Below are 19,047 nucleotides of genomic sequence, written 5' to 3'. Positions count from 1 at the left end.
GTCATGCAATACTTCTCATCTTACTTGGCGCGCAGGTCATTGCGCCGGAGGCCAGCTCAGCGCGTAAAAATCACGGCTTAACGTGCAAGGCCGGCCAAGCATCAGATGTGCTTGGCCGACCTTTTCCACTACCGGCTAGTTGGCTCGGGTGGCGATGCCGCCGCTCTTCTGGAATTCGACCGGGACGCCGCCCAGTGGCTTCTCCGTTTCCAGCAGGGTCTTGATTTCCTCCAGGTGGCTGGAATCCACCGACAGGGTCAGTCCACCGATTTTCGGGTTCAGGGTGTAGCCGTGGATCGAAACATTCAGCGGGGATTCCAGCCCTGCCTGCCACTTCATCACGTCCTTGATGGCCTGGCGAAGGTCGTCGGCGGAGTAATCCACCAGGTGCGGCTGCGCACCGGCTTCCTCGATGGCCTTCATCTGGCTTTCGTCGGTGGTCGACACGTTGAGCTTGCCGTCTTCGATCCAGCCCTGCACATAGTCCTCCCCCAAGGTGGCGGACAATGCGTCATTGGTTTCTAGCAGTGCGTTTTGGTCCACAACATTCTCGCTGCCGGTAGGTTCAGTAGTTCCCTCGCCGCTGGTGGACGCCTGCCCGCAACCGGAGAGCATGAGCCCTGCGACGACTGCGGTGGATGCCAGTGCAAGTGAACGACGAGCTGATGGGGATTTGAAGAACATGGTACTACCGCCTCAAGGTCATTAGGATCACCTAGGAAGATGATAACTGGGCTTCTGCAAAGTATTCGGTGAGGCACATGTGTGCCAAGTGAAAGTGCCCCGCTACCGTTGCCGGTAGCGGGGCACTTTCGGGTCGCGGCCGAAGCTACAACCGTTTAGGGATTATCCCTTAGCTGTGGCGACGGTTTCCGCGGCGGAACAGCAGGAACATTGCGCCTACGAGAGCCAGGGCTCCACCAGCGGCGATCAGCGGAACGGTGCTGGAACCGGTATCGGCCAGCGGGTCCTTCTGCTCAGGCGACTTGGTTGGAGTCTGGTCATCCTTTGGAGCCTCGGTAGGCTCTTCGGAATCGTCCTCGGTTGGAGTTGCCGATTCGGTTGGCTTCTCCGTTGGAGTTGCCGACTCGGTTGGAGTAGCCGATTCAGTTGGCTCCTCGGTGGGAGTAGCCGACTCGGTTGGCTCCTCGGTAGGAGTAGCCGACTCGGTTGGCTCCTCGGTAGGAGTAGCCGACTCGGTTGGCTCCTCGGTAGGAGTAGCCGTTGGCTCCTCAGTTGGAGTAGCAGACTCGGTAGGTTCCTCAGTTGGAGTAGCCGTTGGCTCCTCAGTTGGAGTAGCAGACTCGGTAGGTTCCTCAGTTGGAGTAGCCGTTGGCTCCTCGGTAGGAGTAGCCGACTCGGTAGGTTCCTCGGTAGGAGTCGCGGTTGGCTCCTCAGTTGGAGTAGCCGTTGGCTCCTCGGTAGGAGTTGGGGTCGGCGTCGGAGTCGGAGTTGGCTCCGGCGCCGCAACGAGTACCGAACCAGTTGCATTGCCCGACTTGTTGAAGCCGTTCACTGCGGTCATGCGGAAGCTGAACTCGCCTTCTTCTGCAGGTGCGACGAAGGAGAAGGTTCCGTCTGCCTTGACATCAGCAAGCTTGTACAGCTTGCCGTCGACAACGATACGAACCTGGGTGCCGGCCGAAGGGCCTTCAACCTTACCGGTGATGGTTGCTCCTGGCTTGACCTCAGCGCCAGCTGCTGGCGAGCTCTGAGCCGGGGTGTTCACAGCGAACTTGACGGTGTAACCACCGGTGTAGTTCTTTGCCTTGACGTCAGCGAGCGAGGTGTAGAAAGCGAGATCGTCGGCATTGTCTTCGATGCCGTCTTCGCCGCCGGAGTTCGCAGAGTTGATGCCAACAGCCTTGTTTCCAACGAGCACTGCTCCACCGGAGTCGCCCTGGTCCAGAATCCCCTGGTTAGGGTTCTCGGCGGTGTAGCCCCAAACGGCACGAATGTCATCATCGTAGCCTCCGACGAAGAACATACCTTCGCCGAGAATGGTCGAGCAGCTCCAACCGGTGGTGCGACCCACCGAGCAAGCCTCGGAACCGACGGCAGCCTTCGAAACGCCGGTTACCTGGATGACCTTCGAACGCTCATCCTCGCCAGCTGGCCACTGCGTTACTTCATTGTGCAGCGTCAGTTCAGGGTTGATGTCGTCAATGACGGCGATATCGGTACCTGGTTCCGCGTCGTTCAGATCATCCTGCGTCAGGTCCGGGGTGATCGGCACGCCATAGTTGTCCGGTCCACCGAACTGGCTAAACCCAAAGGTACCGAGCGCAGCGCTGATGCCTTCTACTTCATTTGGTGCCGTGTGCTCAACGACGAAGGTGTTCTTGAATGCGCCATCTTCGGTGCAGTGCCCTGCAGTCAGGACTGCATCGGCTCCCTCTGGGTTCCAAGCGTTGAAGCCTATTGAGCAAAGGCCCTCGACATTGTCGCCGGTGCGCGCTGCGCCATAGCCCATGCCACCGTAGATGTCGGTCAGGGCGCCAGGCTTTACCTCGCTGCCCTCCACGAGCTTGACGTTGGTTGCTTCTTCGGCGAACTCTTCCAAGGTCAGCAATTCTTCTTCTGCTGCCTTGGTGGCGGTGGCCTTTGGCTTAGCTTTCTTCTCGATGCTGGCTGGGCCACTTGCAACGATTTCGAATGGCTTACCGGTACCGGTATTCATGATGGCGGTCAGTCGAGTCATTTCGGCTGGTGCAACATTGTCGCGAAGTTCGTCGTAGACGTCATTCACGTTGGAGATCTTGCCGACCTCAGCGTTGATCTTCAGGCTGACAGCCTTAGGAGCTGAGCTTGCGACAACAATTTCCTTGGCTTTCTTGGCATCCTTGGCGCCAACTTCAACCTCGGCCTTGCCGTCTTTGACGTTTGCCTTGGCCTTTACGCCTTCAGCTTCAAGTTTCTTGGTGACCTCGGCAACGGTGTCGTTTGCCTTTGCATCTTCAAGGTACTTCTCTGGCGACTTGTTCAAGTCGCGCTCGATTGCTTCGTCCAAGCCCTTGGTGTCAACTGCAACATCCGAGGCCGATGGCGTAACGCTCGGGCTCTGCGAAGGGGCCGGAGTGCTTTCAGCCTTATCGGCTGCGACTGCGGGAGCAATGAAGCTACCGCCAACCACCAGTGCGGTGGCCGCGGCAGCGACGATGCCGCGCTGCGCAGTCATGTTCTTTGGTTTTGGCATTAATGCTTCTCCCAGTTAAGTGGTGCGATCGCTTGAAGGTCGCGACCCGGTCTGGGCGCACTTCAGAGCAGTGTGTTGTTACCAAATTGAAACAATATCGGTTTTACAGAGGGAGTTTCAAGGAGCGAGTCCAACGAACGGAGATATTCACGCGAACATTTACCCCTGTCATTCCATCACCGAAGGATCTTGTCTCGAATCGATGCCGAACCAGGGAAATAGTTTAAGATTGCAGTTCGGTTACTTATCGCTAGTCAGCTAAGTGCGACCTGAGAATTCGCAATGAATTCTCAGCCACACCAGAAAATCTTGTATTTTCAAGCATTTATCATTTGGGGATATTCGCGCTGAGTGAAAAGTTTTTAAAGTTTTTCGCCAACTCAGGGATGTTGCGGGCTTATTACTCGATGCCGGTGCGCTGATCCAGCGGCCAAACAATCTGCGTGGCCTTGCCGACGACCCGGTCGATACTGATCATCCCGCCGCCACTGGATCCGAGCAGGGCTCTGGAATCTTCAGACCTTGACCGGTGATCGCCCATGACCCACAGCCGGCCCTCGGGGACGACCCCCGAGAAATCTTGTTCGCTGGCCGCATTTCCTGCATATATATAGGGCTCGTCTGTCGGCGCACCGTTGATGCTGAGTTTCCCATCCGAACCGCAGCAGTCTACCGAGTCACCGCCGACGGCAATCACGCGTTTAATATAGGTATTTTCGGTTCCACTGAGGCGCAGCGCGCCGAGCAGGTCATCGGCGAACGATGCGCGGGCATATGGAAGAAATGAGCCGCGGCCGTCGAAGACGATCACATCCCCGCGTTGTGGATCGGCGTCGGCATAGGCGCGACGGTCGACCATGACACTTTGCCCGGGATTAAGCGTGCTCTGCATCGAGATGGACTCGATGCGGTAGACATCCAGCACCAGTGCGCGGATGAATAGGGTGGTGATAAGTCCACAGATAACGGCGAGAACAACGAAGCGCCAGACCCAAAACCAGGTCCGGCGCTTCGTGATTGCTCGCTCAGGGCTAGCAATCTCGTTCATCAGAGAACAGAGATTACTTCTTGCCGCTGAAGTCGCGCTTCTCGCGGATACGTGCAGCCTTGCCGTGACGATCGCGCATGTAGTAAAGCTTTGCACGACGCACGTCGCCCTTGGTCACTACCTCAATCTTGTCGATGATTGGGGAGTGGACTGGGAAGGTACGCTCAACACCGGTACCGAAGGAAACCTTACGCACGGTGAAGGTCTCGCCCAGGCCGGAGCCGTGGCGACCAAGGACGTAGCCCTGGAAAACCTGAACACGCGAGTTCTTACCTTCGATGATGTTGACGTGAACCTTCAGGGTGTCACCCGGAGCGAAGGCTGGAACGTCGGAGCGCAGCGAAGCTGCATCTACTGAGTCAAGAATATGCATTGTGCATCCTCTAGGATCAATGCCACAGGTCACCGAATCCTCGTAGCGGAGCCCATCGACCGATAAGGCGATCTCTCCGAAACGTGTTACCACCGGCAGCCTGTCGCTGCCGATGCGGCGGTTTTCCCGTGTCCCTCATCCCCCTGTGGCAGGAGTAGGACAAAAACACACCAAGAAACAATTTTGCCATATTCTGCCTAGGGGCGCGAGCACGCGCACCCGGCTCGATGGTGATCTAGGACTCTTTAGCCCAGTCCAGCTCCGATTTTGCGATGATTTCACCGTCGACGACGGCGAATCCGGAGTGCCAGAGCGCGTCGCGGTCCTTGCGGTTCAGCTTGCTCGCATCGAGCAGTTGAATGAGATCCGGGCGGCGGGTGGCGGTGCGGCGAATCTGTTCGTCGCGGCGGAAGCGCGCCACTCGCGCGTGGTTGCCGCCGAGTAATACCTCCGGCACCTCGCGGCCGCGCCAAGCGGCAGGCTTGGTGTATACCGGGTATTCGAGCAGCACATCCGAGTGGGATTCTTCAACCAGGGATTCCGGGTTGCCGATCACTCCCGGGATGAGTCGGGCAATGGCCTCAACCATGACCATCACCGCTACTTCTCCCCCATTGAGCACGTAGTCCCCGATGCTGACGGGAATGACGGTGAAGTTCTCGTGCGCGTATTCGATGACGCGCTCGTCGATTCCTTCGTAGCGGCCGCAAGCGAAGACCAAGTGCTCTTCTTCTGCGAGGTCATAGGCCATCTGCTGGTCGAATACTGCTCCGGCCGGGGAAGGAACGATCAAGATTGGCTTGCGATCCGCCGGGGCCGAGGCACGCACGGTGTCCAGCGCCTGGCCCCAGGGCTCAGGCATCATCACCATGCCGGCGCCGCCGCCAAATGGCGTGTCGTCGACCTTGTGGTGGCGGTCGGTGGTGAAATCACGCAGGTTGGTGACGTTCAAGTTGAGGATGCCGCCCTCGCGGGCGCGGCCAATCAGCGATAGATCCAGCGGTGCTAGGTACTCCGGGAAGATGGAGACTACGTCGATGCGCATCATGCTTACTTTTCTTCCTCGGAATCGTCCTGGTTCAGCTGCAGCAGCCCGGATGGCGGGGTAATGGTCAGCGTGCCGGCTTCCAGATCAACGTCGGGGACAAATTCGTCCACGAACGGCAGGTAGATCTCCTCGCCATTGTTGTCCTCGAAGACCAAGAGGTCTTGTGCCGGGTTGGTGCGCAGCGCGGTGATCACACCGACCTGCGTGCCTTCGTGCATCACCTTCAGATCGAGTAGCTCATGCTCGTACCATTCGTCCGATTCGCTTTCTTCCTCGCCGGTGACCTCGATTTCGAGGCGGGCCTGGCGCAGGGTTTCTGCGGTGTTGCGGTCCTTGATTTCTTCGAAGGCGACCAAAAGAATGGTTTTGTTCCAGCGCGACTTGCTGACGGTCAAGGTTTTGACCGGACCGTCGATGACGTGGAGCACCTCTCCGGGTGCGAAACGCTCATCTGGGACGTCGGTGAGGACCTGAACGGTCACTTCGCCACGGATTCCGTGGGGCTTGCCGATACGTGCTACCTGCAATCGCATAATCTGGTGATCATTCTCCTTGGATTCACGGGACGGTGCCACGCGCTGTGGTGCCAAAAGCTGGCGGGTGAAACACGAGAAGGAGTTTCCGCCCTGTTGAGCGGAAACTCCTTCTGTGGTGAGATCAGCTTGCGCCTGACCTCAAAGTTGCTTGGCTAGCGGCTACGATCGGTGTCGATTACATCAACACGAATCGGCTCCTTAGCCAACGCTGCCATCACGGTACGCAGTGCCCGTGCGGTACGTCCCTGGCGACCGATCACACGACCGAGATCATCCGGGTGCACCCGCACTTCGAGCAGGTCGCCGCGGCGGTGGGACTTCAGGGCAACCCTGACGTCTTCCGGTTCCTCGACTACCCCGCGAACCAAATGGTCCAGCGCATCGGCGAGCATGATTACTCCGCCTCGGTGGCTTCAGCTTCTGCCGGCTCGGCAGCTGGCTTCTCAGCCTTCTTGGTGATGGCCTCCTTGAGGATCACCGAACCCTTATCAGGAGCAACGAATGCTGGCTTAGGCTCGGCAACCTGGTAGGTGCCTTCCTGGCCTTCGATGCCCTTGAACTTCTGCCAGTCACCGGTGATCTTCAGCAGTGCGTGTACCTGCTCGGTTGGCTGAGCGCCAACGGACAGCCAGTACTGTGCACGATCCGAATCGATCTCGATAACCGATGGGTTCTCGGTTGGGTGGTACTTGCCGATCTCCTCGATGGCACGGCCATCGCGCTTGGCGCGCGAGTCCATAACAACAACGCGGTAGAAAGGTGCGCGCATCTTACCGAAGCGCTTCAGACGAATCTTTACGGCCACTTTAGTGGTCTCCTGTTTCTCAACATGGGCGAGCCAAACGTTTCGCGCCTGTGGGGCAGGCCGTACTAGTTCAACTCTAAAAAAGGACAGGATCTATCACGGAGAGAGGGTCCACAATAAATCGAGTACCTTCCAATCATGCCAGAGACTCACAAGCGATACCAACTCAATCTTTGTGGGATGCGCTACTGAGCCGGTATCTCCCGGGCTCCGGGCAGGCTCGCGTCAGGCGACGGCGGAGAAGTAGTTATTGCGCCGCGGTATTTGCGCCGGGTCCAGATATTTGGGCAGCAGGATGTGCGGCAGGCCATCGACCATGACAATTCTCAGCAATCTTCGATGGATTGCCGTATGGTGCTGCCGGCAGAGCACCGCGCAGTTTTCCACGCAGGTCTTTCCGCCGCGTTCCCACCAGTTGCAATGATGGTATTCGAGCATTTCATGCGGGGCCGTGCATCCGGGCACGATGCACCCGCGGTCCCGGGCGAAGGCCGCTCGCTTGATCGGCTCCGGGAAGAGCCGTTGGGATCTGCCCACATCGAGCACCTGGCCCTTGCCGCCGAAGACGATCGGGATGATGTGGGCATCGCAGAGGAGCTGGCGAAGCTCGCCGGGCTCAAGTTCCACACCGTGTGCGGTCAGCCCCTTGGCCTGGGCCAGATCTTCGAGGTTCTGCGCCTGCATGTTCACCAGGATCTGCGGGGTAACGGTCTTGGCGCCCGGTGCCGAGTGGGTCAAGGCGGCGAGCAGCGCGTTCAGGCGGCGCTGGGCCACCGTGGCTTGATCCGCTTCGGCTGCATGATCCGCGGGCTCTGCTGGCGCCTCCGGGCCGGGAGCGAGATTTCCGTCGGTGTCCGGTGCGCAGGATTCTTGCTCATCCGGGATCTGCGCCCACGCGGGGGCGGGCCGGTCGCTGTCGAACAGCGACTCGGGGGCCGGCGCCGGTTGCTTGGCGGCGCGCGCCGCCTTGCCGCTTCGCGTGCGCGGGTTGTCCGCCTGTCCGACAAATGAGCGGAATTGCTCGGCTTGGGCTCCCTTGACGCGCACCAGGTAGGTATCCACCCCGTTGCGGGTGCCGCGGCTGAAGAACCCGCATTCGGGCTCGGCGGCCGGTTCGTGGGATTTGCGGTAGCCGGCCAGCAGGTCCGAGAATTTCTTGTCCCCGGTGGCCAGGTCTTCTTCGGTGAGCAGCTTGACCGCGTGCGCCTGCATCGGCCGGCCGTCGTGGTGCGTTGCCACCGGGTCCAGTGGTGCGCCCTGGAAGCTGGTATCTGCCGGTTCCAGCTGCTCCAGGCTGCGGGCGGTTTTCGCGACACGTCGTGGGTCGAGGCTTTCATGCGCCGAATGCAGCGTTGCGAGTTCTGCGAAGCGCGGCGAGAGTGCGCTGCCGTCCATATTGCGCCGGGCCACCAGCAGGTGGGCGTCGCGCACCCGCCGGTCCGCCTCGTGGAATTCCAGCCCGAGCCAGCCGGCGGTGAACTCGGCGGCATTCCGGTAGAGGGTGCGACCGGATTCCTGGCGTGCCGGGCGGGAATAATCTGCCCGCTGGTCACGCACCGCGCTCAGCTCTTCTTCGGCGAGCAGATGCGCGCCGGTTCCCTCGCAGTGGGCCGCCGAGCGAAGTTGCTCGCGCACGGCGTAGCGGAAGATGTTTTCGATGCACAGCGCGTGGGCGGCGGCCACCCGCGGGTCCGTTGAGTCGCGCAGCCGCGCCGAAAGCTTCTGCAGTACCTCCAGGCACAGCTCCATGACCTCAAGGAGCACGGCGATGGCGCCTTGCGGGATGCTCCCGGTCACGAATTCACGCAGTCCGGTCAGTCCGGCCGCTAGCTGGGAAATACTCATGCAGCCATCATCACGCCGTTTCCGGGCGTGCGCGGCCGGCACCGACGGGCTGTGGAGAACTTCGGCCGGGCTAGTGCCCGCCGCCGAGCTTTCCGCCCAGGCGTTCGCGCATCTTCAGGCTGGCGGCATTCAGACCCTCGATCTGAACGGTTTTGCCGTAGTTCTCGTACTTCTCCGTAATGGCATCCAGCGAGGCGATGGTGGAGGCGTCCCACAGGTGCGAGTTGTACATGTCGATGACCACGCGGTCCGGATCCTCGGCGTAGTCGAACTGGGTGTAGAGATCGTTGGAGGAGGCGAAGAAGAGCTCGCCGTTGACCTCGTACTTGGCGATCTGCACCCCGAAGTGCTCCTCCAGGCGGCGTTCGACGGTGACCAGGTGGGCCACCCGGTTGGCGAAGAGCACCATCGCGGTGAGCACCCCGACCCCCACGCCGATGGCCAGGTTGTGCGTGGCGACGGTGACCACGACGGTGGCCAGCATGACGGTGGTTTCGCTCTTGGGCATCATGCGCAGGGTGGCGGGCTTGATGCTGTGCCAGTCGAAGGTGGCCACGGATACAAAGATCATCACCGCGACCAGCGCGGCCATCGGGATCAGCGCCACGATATCGCCCAGGACCACGACCAGGATCAGCAGGAACACCCCGGCCAGGAAGGTGGAGATGCGGGTGCGCGCCCCGGAGGCCTTCACGTTGATCATGGTCTGCCCGATCATCGCGCAGCCGCCCATGCCGCCGAAGAAGCCGGTGATGATATTCGCCGCGCCCTGCCCCCAGGATTCACGGGTCTTATTCGAGCGGGTGTCGGTGACATCGTCCACCAGCTTGGCGGTCATCAAGGACTCCAGCAGACCCACGAAGGCCATGGCCAGCGCGTAGGGGAAGAGCACCTGCAGGGTTTCGAAGTTCAGCGGCACATCCGGGAAGAACAGCGCCGGCAGGGATTCTGGCAGCTGGCCCTTGTCCCCCACGGTGGGAACGGCCAGCGAGGCGAGCACGGTGATCAGCGTCAGCACCACGATGGCCACCAGCGGGGCCGGCACGGCGGTGGTCAGCCTGGGCAGCCCGAAGACGATGAGCAGCCCCAGAGCCACCAGCGGGTACACCAGCCAGGGCACGCCGAGCAGCTCGGGGACCTGGGAGAGGAAGATCAGGATGCCCAGGGCGTTGACGAAGCCGACCATCACCTGGCGCGGGATGAAGCGCATCAGCTTGGCCACGCCGAGCAGCGCGAGCAGCACCTGGAAGATGCCGGCCAGGATGACCGCGGCGATGAAGTAGTCGATGCCGTGGCTGGCCACCAGCGGCGCGATGACCAGCGCGATGGCGCCGGTGGCCGCGGAGATCATCGCCGGGCGCCCGCCGAGGAAGGCGATGGACACCGCCATGGTGAAGGAGGCGAAGAGCCCGAGGCGCGGGTCCACCCCGGCGATGATGGAAAAGGCGATGGCCTCGGGGATCAGGGCCAGGGCGACGACCAGCCCGGCGAGCAGCTCGGTTTTCAGCAGCCGCGGGGATTTGAGCGTGCGCAGCACCGATTGGCGCTCTTCCGGCGTGGGAACCGGGTGTTCTGCCGTGGTTTTCGTGGCCATTGATGGCTCCGTTCAAAGGATGGGGCGAGCGCGGGGGCGCCGCGTTGCATAGAATCAGTGGGGTGTGCGCGCCATTGCGCCGGGCTAAACCTGGCCGGGGGTGGGAATGGCCCCGGCGGCGCAGCAACCGATTTAAAACCTACCTTAACGTAAGGGTAGAGTTTAAATCCGAGGGACAAAGGAGAACCACATGGACAAGCCAACCGGGACCGAGGCCGCGTCGAGAATGCACATCGGGGACATCGCCGAGGCCACGGGCCTCTCCCAGCGCACCATCCGCCACTATGACGAGGTGGGCCTGCTGCCGGCGACCACACGCAGCGAGGGCGGCTTCCGGATCTACACCGCCGCCGATCTGGCGCGCATGCTGGTCATCCGCTCGATGAAGCCGCTGGGCTTCACCCTGGAGGAGATGGGCTCGCTGCTGGACACCGTGGATACCCTGGCCGGCGATCCGCAGAATGCGCCCGCCCGCGCCCTGCTCGCGGACTACCTGCAGCGGGCCACCGAGAAGCGCAATAAGCTCGCGCTGAACCTCGAACGCGCCGACTCCTTCCTCGAGGACCTGCGCGGCCGCTAGCGCGCACCGCCTGCACGCCCAGGATGAAGCAGCTGGCAGTGCCCTGCGAATCGGCCGGGATCCGGCCCGCCGGCCGGCTTGACCGCCTAGAGTCATCAGCGTGATTGAACTTACCGCGCTCAGCAGCTACGAGGATGAGCTGGGGAACCGGATCGAGTCCCCCACCGTCTTCGAGAAGAACATAACGATCAAGATCCGCGGGAAGAACAACCGCGTGCTGGTCGACCCGGAGGCCAAGATCGGCCGGCTGGACCTGGTGTTCGACTGCGACAACGGGACGCTGCTCATCGGCCCCAGCAAGAAGAAGGGCTGGCAGCTGAACATCCGCATCGGGCAGGATGCCACGGTGCAGATCGGCCGGGACCTGACCACCACCGCCAAGGCCTTGGTCAGCGCGGTGGAGGGGGTGACCGTGCGCTTCGGCGATGATGTGATGATCGCCAGCGGAAACCAGTTCCGCGCCGATGACGGGCACCCGATTTTCGACGTGAAAACCGGCAAGCGGATCAACCCGGCCAAGGACATCACGGTCGGCAGCCATGTCTGGATCGGCGCGCAGGCCGCCTTGCTGGCCGGGGCCAGCATCGGGGACGGCTCGGTGATCGGCTACCGCAGCCTGGTCACCGGCAAGATCCCGAACAACGTCATCGCCGCCGGCACCCCGGCGCGGGTGCTGCGCAGGAATATCGCCTGGGAGCGCCCGCACCTCTCCTTCCACACCCCGCCCTATAAGCCCGATGCCTCCACGGTCACCAAGAGCCAGGCGTACTGGAACAACACCGTCGAAGCGCAGGAACACGCGGCGATCGCCATGCCGCAGGTGCAACGCCAGTTGCCGAAAAACCTCATCCGGCGCGCCGCGGCGAAAATCGGCCGGATCACCGGCGCCTAGCCCCTTGCGCTATTCGACGGTCCAGCCCTGGGCCTCGGAGCTTTCGCCCGCCGAGAGCCCTCCCAGCTTTTCCATAAGCTCCACGTACTCCGCGACGCTGCCCAGATCCTTGTATACGCCTTCGATGGGCATCTTCCGGTAGCTGTCAACGAGATGCGCCGCGTGATTGTCGAGAGTGGATTCGGCGTAGGAGATCGCCAACTGGTTGATGCTCTGCGGCAGTCCGGTTTCCGGGTCCATGCTGGGCAGAGGGCTCATGGTGATCTCCTTTCGGCTATCTTCAGCATACGAGCTTTGGCCTAGTTCAACCATGGCCGCGGGGAGAAAATTTCCTCGGCTTGCGCACGGCCCGCTCGGCCAACCAGAACCCCAGCGCGAAGGCGCCAAATGCGTAGGCAATCAGCCAGAGCAGGGTCCACATCCGCGGCGACCACTGGACGGATAGGGCTCCGGCCATGGTCAGCATCGACAGGGCCAGGAGAATATTGATCAGGCGGAGCCGGTATAGGGCCCTGGCCACAACCCCCGGCTCGGGCGCCCGTGCCATCCAGGACATGAAAAGCGCCGGCGCAACGAGTATCACCGAGGAGGAAATTGAGCCCGACCAATTCCGGCTCAGGTAGTAATCGGTCGGACCCAGCCAAATCGCGAAGCTGGCGAGGATGAATACCCAGGCTAGGAGCAAGGCCCACCGGGTGAACGCGCGGATCCCCGTCGGAGCGGGCCGGATTCGGAATTCCACTCCGGCTTTGGCGAAACGCGGAATGAAAATCAGGTTCTGGATATGGGATATCGGACCCAGGATGGTTGCAGTGGCAATGCTTCTGACCACGCGTCCGTTCACGCTGCCGTGCTCGAGGCTGGTTTCGAAAATCGCAAGCTCTGGCGGGACCAGTACCTCATGATGCAGGCTTCGCGAAAAACCGGGATCGGACACGTCGAAACTGTAGACGTCGTTGTCTTGGAGAATCCTTGGCGGCGGAACCGGGTTCATGGGCAGATCGTACCCATAGCTGAGAATGGTTCGCTGCCCCAAGGCGCCCTCGGGGACTTCCACGAGCACAACCCATGAGTTCGCGAGCAAATGGATGAAGTCGTTGATGAACCGGATCGTGGGATTGGCCGCCTGCAACTGCGGATAGGCCTCAAGCAATGCGGTCGGTGGAACCGGAGCAATGGCTTCGGAATTATTGACAAATTTTAGCTGCGCCCGGCGTTCGGCAGCATTGGACGTGAATTCGATTCCTGCCTGCTCAACGACGCTGACCAGCATGTCCGCCACCAGTCGGGTTGACCGTTCCTGATTAATCACGGCCAGCGGAGCTCCCGAGCTGTCCCTGACCCAGAATCCGGTTAACACCTTCTTATCGAGGATCGCGATGGGAATGACCACCCGGGAACTGCTGCCTGCTATTCGTGCCGAAGCCGGCGGGGTCAAATCCAGGGAATTCTTCAGCAGTACCCGGCCAGGTGTTGTGTGGTCACTGGTCTGGATTCTGCGGTGCACCCACTTGGGCGAGGCGATAACCATGCTCCGAAGCCTGTCACCCTCATTCGAGGCCATCGCCGGTCACCCCTCTCCGCATCCGATGACTGGAGATTACCACCGCGCAGCGAATCTGGATATGCGCAAGGCGAAAACGGCCGGGGCAATACGCGCGGCCAAAACTCCGCCGATCCGGCGGCGAAGTAGCTAGCCGACCGCCACGCGCAGCTGGTTATTCCAGGGATCCATGAAGCGCAGTTCGGCGCCGGTGTGGTGGTTTTCCACCTTTGCGAAGCTCAAGCGTTCGGCGAGCTTGCCGACCTCTTCTTCGGTCGGGACGTTGATCAGCACCTCTCCCAATCCGAGGGTGTCCTTGCGCGGTCCGGCGCCGCGCGAATTCCACACGTTCATCGCCATGTGGTGGTGGTAGCCGCCGGCGGAGACGAAGAGGGCCTGGTTGCCCAGGGAAGTGGTCTCATCGAAGCCCAGGGTATTGACGTAGAACGCCCGGGCGGTGGCCACATCTCCGACCTGCAGGTGCACGTGGCCGATTTCCGCCTCCGCGGTGCGCTGCGCGGCGATGGCCTGCTCGCTCAGGTGCGAGTTGAGGAATACGTTCGGGTCCAGGTGCACGGTGTCCATGGCCACCTGACCATCGGACCACGACCATGCCTCGCGCGGGCGGTCCCAGTAGAGCTCGATGCCATTGCCTTCCGGATCGGTGAAGTAGAAGGCCTCGGAGACCAGGTGGTCCGAGCTGCCCACGAAGCGGCTCTGGTCGAATTGCGCGGCGGAGAGCACCGTGGCGGCGAGATCCGCTTGGGTCTCGAAGAGCAGCGCGGTGTGGAAGAGGCCGGCCTCCCCGGCGGCCGGCAGCTGGAGCTCCGGAGCACTCTGCAGGTTCACCAGGGTCTGCGCGCCGCGGCCAAGGCGCGTGCCCTGGGCGGATTCGCCCAGCACCTGAAGTCCGAGGGCCTGCTGGTAGTAGCCGCTCATGGCCTTCATGTCCCCCACCTTGAGCTGGACGGCATTCATCTGGAGGTCTGCGGAGAGCTTGTCTGCTGGGAGGATCGTCATGGTGAGAGGCCTTTCTGGGTACCGGTCGACTGTTCTTGATCCCTACCCTACTCCAATTTAGTTGAAGCTTCAAGTGTTCTGCTGTCTGCGTGCAGGCGTTCTCCCTTACCAACCACGGGCTCGCCGCCCGCGGTTCACAATCGGAATTAAGTTGACGCGACAATGCTTCTCTTCTTGAATGAGCGAAGGGAGCTCATCACCCCGCCTCACTCGCAGCTTCACGAAGGAAGTCATCAATGAGCAAGAAAAGAACCGCCTGGATCTCGATCGGCGTGACGGCCGCCCTGGTCACCGGCGGAGCGGTATACGCCGGTACCTTGAATAGTGACTCGCGCGGCACCGTCGTACGGGTGATCGACGGCGACACTGTGGATATGCGCATTGCCGACGAGGAAACCCGCGTGCGGCTCCTGAACATCGACACCCCAGAGACGGTGGACCCGGATAAGTCCGTCGAATGCATGGGCCCCGAAGCCTCCGACTACCTCAAATCGCTGCTCGCCCCGGGGGACAAGGTGAAGCTCGAGTACGACATCGAACGCACCGACAGGTACGGACGCACCCTGGCCGGTGTCTACAAAGATGACAGCCTGGTAAATGCCGAGATCGCGGCCGCGGGACTAGGCATCGCGGTCAAATATGAACCCAACGTCCGCTTCTATGATGAAGTGCTTCGGGCAGAGAGCGAAGCGTCGGCCAAGACCGCCGGGCTCTTCGACCCAAGCGTCGAATGCACCATCCCAGCGCAGCTGGAAGATGCCAGCCAAGCCTTGGACCAGTTGGGCGACGCTCCGGCGGACTCCATCAACGAAGCCGAAAGCCTGGCCGGAGAGGCCGCCGCGGCCATAGCACTCGGACATGGAGCCAAGAGCGCACTGAACAAGCTCACCCCGAACACGCATCCCGTCGCCTATGCGCTTCTGGCCACGCACTTTGCCAAGAACGTGGCGAATCTCGATACGTCAATCCTTCGCGCAAACGGCATCGAACAAGCGCACCAAGATCACAAGACCGCGCTGATCAAGGCCGAGGAAGAGCGAAAGGAAGCCGAAAAGAAGAAAAAAGAGGAAGCAGCCAAGAAAAAGAAGGCAGCGGAAGAAAAAGCAGCCATAGAGCGACAGCAACAAGCCGCCGAACAAAAGGCCGCCGAGCAACGTCGCCTCCAGCAGCAGAAACCGAAACCGGCCGCGCCCAAAGTTCAGCAGCCGCGCCAGCAGGGCCCCAGCAATTACACCGGACCGCGCTGCTACGCACCCGGTGGCAAGTCATGGAAGCCGTGCCCCTAGAGCCCGCTATGGTGGCCTAGCTTCGCCCAACCCCTCGGATCCCCCGCTTCACGCGGTGGCCCCGAGGGGTTTGCCATCTCCACTACCCTTGGTCCCGCCACTCGGCTGCCGCTAGTTCAAAAGGCAGCGCGCGGGTGCTTTGAAATGCTTTGACATCCAAGTAGATTGGCACGTAACGCAGGTCACCTTTTGAAGCCACACGGAAGTTGGAGGACATCTATGAACGTCAGCGAGGAATTCCGCGCCGCCCGCAACCAGCTCTTGGAGCTCCGCAAGGATTACTCGAAGGCCAGGGAATCCTTCAGCTGGCCCGAGTTCACCCACTTCAATTTCGGCACCGACTGGTTCGACCACCTCGCCGCGGATCCGCAGCGAGGCGAGGAGCCGGCGCTGATCATCACCGAACTCGACGGCAGCTCGACCCGGCGCAGCTGGCGGCAGCTCTCGGATCGCTCCACCCAGCTCGCGCGCTGGCTCAGCGACCAGGGCGTGCAGCGCTCGGACTCGATCGCCGTGATGCTCGGCAACCAGGTTGAGCTGTGGGAAACGATGCTGGCCGGCATCAAGCTCGGAGCGGTGCTCGTCCCCTGCACCACCCAGCTGACCCCGGCAGACCTCGAAGACCGGATCGAACGCGGCCACGTGTCCTGGATGATCACCAATGAATCGGAAATGCACAAGTTCGAGACGGTGCGCGGAGACTACCGGCTGATCCAGATCGGCGGCGCACCGGCCGGCGGGATTCTCAGCTACGAGGACTCGCTCACCGCCAAGGCCGAGTTCGAATTGAGCGAGCCGACCCGAGCCGATGAGACCCTGCTGCGCTACTTCACCTCGGGAACGACCTCCAAGGCAAAACTCGTGGAGCACAGCCACACCTCCTACCCGGTGGGGCACCTGAGCACGATGTTCTGGATCGGCTTGGAGCCAGGAGATGTGCATCTGAATGTGGCCTCCCCGGGCTGGGCAAAACACGCCTGGTCAAACCTGTTCACCCCGTGGATCGCCGAGGCCACGGTCTTCATCTACAACTATGAACGATTCGACGCCGCGGCGCTGATGGGCCAGATGGCCAAGGAGCAGGTCACCAGCTTCTGCGCGCCGCCCACGGTGTGGCGGCTGCTGATCCAGGCGGACCTGTCGCTGCTTCACACTCCCCCGACCAAGCTGGTCTCCGCCGGGGAACCGCTGAACGCCGAGGTCATCGATCAGGTGCAGCGCGCCTGGGGGCAGGTGATCCGCGACGGCTTCGGGCAAACCGAGACCACCGTGCAGATCGCCAACCCGCCCGGAGAGCGCATCACCATCGGCGCTATGGGCCGTCCGATGCCCGGATACGAGGTGGTGCTCCGCGATCCGGCTACCGGCACGGAAGGCGATCTCGGCGAGATCTGCCTGGTGACCGCGCCGCGGCCCCTGGGGCTGATGAAGGGTTATTTCGAGGACGCGGCGAAGACCGCCGAGGTGTTCCGGGACGGGGTTTACCACACCGGAGACATCGCCGAACGCGATGAACACGGGGTGCTCACCTATGTGGGCCGCGCCGATGACGTGTTCAAGTCCAGTGACTACAAGCTCAGCCCCTTCGAGCTGGAATCGGTGCTGATCGAGCACCCCGGCGTCGGCGAGGCGGCGGTGGTTCCGGCGCCCGATGACCTGCGCTTGACGGTGCCCAAGGCGTATATCGTCCCGGCGGCGGGCTATGAGCCCTCCGCGGAACTGGCGGAGAGCATTCTGGGCTTCTGCCGCGAGCATCTGGCGGCCTATAAGCGCATCCGCCGGATTGAATTCGCCGACCTGCCCAAGACGATCTCGGGCAAGATCCGCCGGGTCGAGCTGCGCCGGGCCGAGGAGGACCGGCACCGCACCGGTTCCGGCCCAGGTTTCGAGTACCGGGATATCGATTTTCCGAATCTTCGGAAAAAGACAAATTAGTCCTACAAAAACGACCTGAGAACTCGTGTCGGTGGAGCCCATCGACACGAGTTGCACTAGTCATTCGTGCCTTCAATTTCACTGCCTCAATGAGGGCGATCACCACCCCATTCCGGTAGGGCATCGATTCTGGATCAGTGAATTTCGAATTTTACCAACGCCGCTAGCCAGAGCCGCCGGAATTGAAACTTATGGAAACCTCTGATTCTGAATAACTCACACGTGCTCCTTGATCGCGTAAATCACCCTTAGAATCAGGTCGGTTCAAGGATGAATAAGAGGCATTCATTCTGCCTCATCGACTGGTTCTCCAAACCGAAGGTCAACAATTTCCGTTGTCCGCAGCATGCTTCGACGACCCGTCCAAACTTTGAATGGATCTCATGGGCGCAGCACCGCAGAGCCCATCCACAATATCCAACACATTGCCAGGCTCAGGGCCCATCAACACAACGGCCCACACTTGGATATGGAGGACCCCACCAGCTCTGTGGCTAGCGTGGTGGATTTCGAGGAAGCGGCGCCCTTCAATACCCGGCCGAAACACGAACATGTGGCCCACATATCCCACGCGCTCCCCGTCGGTGTTCTGATGGTCCTTGAATTCTGGTCAAGTCTCACCGTCTGACAAGACGATTTGGGAGGCAACCGTAAGGTACAGGTCATATTGTCATCCAGCACCCTCTGGACGAACGCTTCAGCGATCTAGGAACAATATAGGTATCGCACTTATTCGGAGTGGACACTGAAGTCCTACTTTTCCATTAGCCATCGCTCCAAAAATCGAAACATCTCATTTATGCGACTTCTGTAGGTAGCTTGTTTTATGAAAGAAACTCATATCCATGGTCTAATAATGATCGATACTGAATCTTTTAGGGGAAGAATGAAAAAGCCATTTGTTTTCACGGTCGGAATTGCGCTAGCAATCACATTGGGCGGTTGCGCTTCACAGGGTTCAGCTCAGACTGGCGGAGGGAGTAATTCGACAAATGAAGTCGTAGCAGAATCTGAACCAGTGGCTCCCGTCACGCCTGGGACAACGAACGACGCAATTAAAGCAGGCTGGCTGGCTGGCACGGCCAAGCCGAAATTTGGATCCGGAACGGCTGACAAAGTTGACGTAGTTGCGACCGGTCCAGTGAAACCAAAATACGGAAATACGACGATAGTTATTGCAGTTCGCAACAACACCAGCGACACCATTACGTCTGTAGAAGCAACTGGCGTCGCGAAGGACAAAACAGGTAAGATTATCGGTTCTGGAAGCAGTCAAGGATTCAATCCTTCGAGCATTCCAGCGGGAGGTATCGCTCTTGGCTACGTTTACTACGGCAGTGAAATCC

At 60.9% G+C, this 19,047-nt stretch carries 18 protein-coding genes; 5 read left to right on the top strand and 13 right to left on the bottom strand.

What is annotated here, in order from left to right:
• Positions 1-135: 135 nt before the first annotated feature.
• From ACT3UA_RS07540 to ACT3UA_RS07495, 10 genes are all read right to left on the bottom strand, one after another.
• Positions 136-684 carry a hypothetical protein gene (locus ACT3UA_RS07540; RefSeq protein ID WP_444615839.1) on the bottom strand — a complete coding sequence of 183 codons (549 nt, stop codon included), beginning with the start codon at positions 682-684 and terminating at the stop codon, positions 136-138.
• A gap of 169 nt (positions 685-853) precedes the next feature.
• Positions 854-3,196 (bottom strand): LPXTG cell wall anchor domain-containing protein, encoded by a 2,343-nt coding sequence (locus tag ACT3UA_RS07535; protein ID WP_444615837.1) that lies wholly within the window; start codon positions 3,194-3,196, stop codon positions 854-856.
• A 400-nt stretch (positions 3,197-3,596) separates the two neighbouring features.
• Positions 3,597-4,244 carry a signal peptidase I gene (lepB, locus tag ACT3UA_RS07530; RefSeq protein ID WP_096287844.1) on the bottom strand — a complete coding sequence of 216 codons (648 nt, stop codon included), beginning with the start codon at positions 4,242-4,244 and terminating at the stop codon, positions 3,597-3,599.
• A 13-nt stretch (positions 4,245-4,257) separates the two neighbouring features.
• Complete coding sequence (rplS, locus tag ACT3UA_RS07525; protein ID WP_096287846.1) at positions 4,258-4,617, bottom strand: 50S ribosomal protein L19; 360 nt, start codon at positions 4,615-4,617, stop codon at positions 4,258-4,260.
• A 235-nt stretch (positions 4,618-4,852) separates the two neighbouring features.
• On the bottom strand, positions 4,853-5,662 hold the full coding sequence (gene trmD / locus ACT3UA_RS07520; RefSeq protein ID WP_096287886.1) for a tRNA (guanosine(37)-N1)-methyltransferase TrmD: 810 nt from the start codon (positions 5,660-5,662) through the stop codon (positions 4,853-4,855).
• A gap of 5 nt (positions 5,663-5,667) precedes the next feature.
• Complete coding sequence (gene rimM / locus ACT3UA_RS07515) at positions 5,668-6,198, bottom strand: ribosome maturation factor RimM (RefSeq protein ID WP_096287848.1); 531 nt, start codon at positions 6,196-6,198, stop codon at positions 5,668-5,670.
• A gap of 155 nt (positions 6,199-6,353) precedes the next feature.
• Entirely contained in the window at positions 6,354-6,593 is a 240-nt protein-coding gene (locus ACT3UA_RS07510; protein ID WP_096287850.1) for an RNA-binding protein, read from the bottom strand.
• A 2-nt stretch (positions 6,594-6,595) separates the two neighbouring features.
• Entirely contained in the window at positions 6,596-7,006 is a 411-nt protein-coding gene (gene rpsP, locus ACT3UA_RS07505) for a 30S ribosomal protein S16 (RefSeq protein WP_096287852.1), read from the bottom strand.
• A gap of 225 nt (positions 7,007-7,231) precedes the next feature.
• Positions 7,232-8,851, bottom strand: coding sequence for an HNH endonuclease signature motif containing protein (locus ACT3UA_RS07500; RefSeq protein ID WP_096287854.1), 1,620 nt, complete (start codon positions 8,849-8,851; stop codon positions 7,232-7,234).
• A gap of 70 nt (positions 8,852-8,921) precedes the next feature.
• A complete protein-coding gene (locus ACT3UA_RS07495; RefSeq protein ID WP_096287856.1) occupies positions 8,922-10,445 on the bottom strand; it encodes a SulP family inorganic anion transporter in 1,524 nt (507 codons plus the stop codon).
• A 190-nt stretch (positions 10,446-10,635) separates the two neighbouring features.
• On the opposite strand from ACT3UA_RS07495, the gene ACT3UA_RS07490 reads away from it, so the two are divergent.
• Positions 10,636-11,025: a MerR family transcriptional regulator gene (locus ACT3UA_RS07490; protein ID WP_444615832.1), complete on the top strand. Its 390-nt coding sequence runs from the start codon at positions 10,636-10,638 to the stop codon at positions 11,023-11,025.
• Positions 11,026-11,125: 100 nt separating this feature from the next.
• Complete coding sequence (locus ACT3UA_RS07485; RefSeq protein WP_444615830.1) at positions 11,126-11,917, top strand: acyltransferase; 792 nt, start codon at positions 11,126-11,128, stop codon at positions 11,915-11,917.
• Positions 11,918-11,926: 9 nt separating this feature from the next.
• Here the strand turns inward: ACT3UA_RS07485 and ACT3UA_RS07480 are convergent, their stop codons facing one another.
• The 3 genes from ACT3UA_RS07480 to ACT3UA_RS07470 all read right to left on the bottom strand — a co-directional run bounded on the left by ACT3UA_RS07480 (position 11,927) and on the right by ACT3UA_RS07470 (position 14,480).
• The gene (locus ACT3UA_RS07480) at positions 11,927-12,175 is read right to left on the bottom strand and encodes a hypothetical protein (RefSeq protein ID WP_444615828.1); all 249 of its coding nucleotides are present in this window, start codon (positions 12,173-12,175) and stop codon (positions 11,927-11,929) included.
• Positions 12,176-12,221: 46 nt separating this feature from the next.
• On the bottom strand, positions 12,222-13,481 hold the full coding sequence (locus ACT3UA_RS07475) for a hypothetical protein (RefSeq protein WP_444615826.1): 1,260 nt from the start codon (positions 13,479-13,481) through the stop codon (positions 12,222-12,224).
• Positions 13,482-13,610: 129 nt separating this feature from the next.
• Positions 13,611-14,480 carry a VOC family protein gene (locus ACT3UA_RS07470; RefSeq protein ID WP_444615824.1) on the bottom strand — a complete coding sequence of 290 codons (870 nt, stop codon included), beginning with the start codon at positions 14,478-14,480 and terminating at the stop codon, positions 13,611-13,613.
• Positions 14,481-14,716: 236 nt separating this feature from the next.
• On the opposite strand from ACT3UA_RS07470, the gene ACT3UA_RS07465 reads away from it, so the two are divergent.
• From ACT3UA_RS07465 to ACT3UA_RS07455, 3 genes are all read left to right on the top strand, one after another.
• Positions 14,717-15,766 (top strand): thermonuclease family protein, encoded by a 1,050-nt coding sequence (locus tag ACT3UA_RS07465; protein WP_444615822.1) that lies wholly within the window; start codon positions 14,717-14,719, stop codon positions 15,764-15,766.
• A 219-nt stretch (positions 15,767-15,985) separates the two neighbouring features.
• Complete coding sequence (locus tag ACT3UA_RS07460; RefSeq protein WP_444615820.1) at positions 15,986-17,701, top strand: AMP-binding protein; 1,716 nt, start codon at positions 15,986-15,988, stop codon at positions 17,699-17,701.
• Between the two features lie 856 nt (positions 17,702-18,557).
• Positions 18,558-19,047: hypothetical protein (locus tag ACT3UA_RS07455; protein WP_444615818.1), on the top strand; the 490-nt coding region annotated here is incomplete at its 3' end.

Origin of the sequence: Glutamicibacter sp. 363, from assembly GCF_052379505.1 — a bacterium.
Lineage (GTDB): Bacteria > Actinomycetota > Actinomycetes > Actinomycetales > Micrococcaceae > Glutamicibacter.
This window is presented reverse-complemented; position numbering and strand designations above follow the sequence as displayed.

Coding starts and splice junctions, on each gene's coding strand:
- ACT3UA_RS07540 (WP_444615839.1), bottom strand. CDS start 684: ATGTTCTTCAAATCCCCATCAGCTCGTCGTTCACTTGCACTGGCATCC.
- ACT3UA_RS07535 (WP_444615837.1), bottom strand. CDS start 3,196: ATGCCAAAACCAAAGAACATGACTGCGCAGCGCGGCATCGTCGCTGCC.
- lepB (WP_096287844.1), bottom strand. CDS start 4,244: ATGAACGAGATTGCTAGCCCTGAGCGAGCAATCACGAAGCGCCGGACC.
- rplS (WP_096287846.1), bottom strand. CDS start 4,617: ATGCATATTCTTGACTCAGTAGATGCAGCTTCGCTGCGCTCCGACGTT.
- trmD (WP_096287886.1), bottom strand. CDS start 5,662: ATGCGCATCGACGTAGTCTCCATCTTCCCGGAGTACCTAGCACCGCTG.
- rimM (WP_096287848.1), bottom strand. CDS start 6,198: ATGCGATTGCAGGTAGCACGTATCGGCAAGCCCCACGGAATCCGTGGC.
- ACT3UA_RS07510 (WP_096287850.1), bottom strand. CDS start 6,593: ATGCTCGCCGATGCGCTGGACCATTTGGTTCGCGGGGTAGTCGAGGAA.
- ACT3UA_RS07500 (WP_096287854.1), bottom strand. CDS start 8,851: ATGAGTATTTCCCAGCTAGCGGCCGGACTGACCGGACTGCGTGAATTC.
- ACT3UA_RS07495 (WP_096287856.1), bottom strand. CDS start 10,445: ATGGCCACGAAAACCACGGCAGAACACCCGGTTCCCACGCCGGAAGAG.
- ACT3UA_RS07490 (WP_444615832.1), top strand. CDS start 10,636: ATGGACAAGCCAACCGGGACCGAGGCCGCGTCGAGAATGCACATCGGG.
- ACT3UA_RS07480 (WP_444615828.1), bottom strand. CDS start 12,175: ATGAGCCCTCTGCCCAGCATGGACCCGGAAACCGGACTGCCGCAGAGC.
- ACT3UA_RS07475 (WP_444615826.1), bottom strand. CDS start 13,481: ATGGCCTCGAATGAGGGTGACAGGCTTCGGAGCATGGTTATCGCCTCG.
- ACT3UA_RS07470 (WP_444615824.1), bottom strand. CDS start 14,480: ATGACGATCCTCCCAGCAGACAAGCTCTCCGCAGACCTCCAGATGAAT.
- ACT3UA_RS07465 (WP_444615822.1), top strand. CDS start 14,717: ATGAGCAAGAAAAGAACCGCCTGGATCTCGATCGGCGTGACGGCCGCC.
- ACT3UA_RS07460 (WP_444615820.1), top strand. CDS start 15,986: ATGAACGTCAGCGAGGAATTCCGCGCCGCCCGCAACCAGCTCTTGGAG.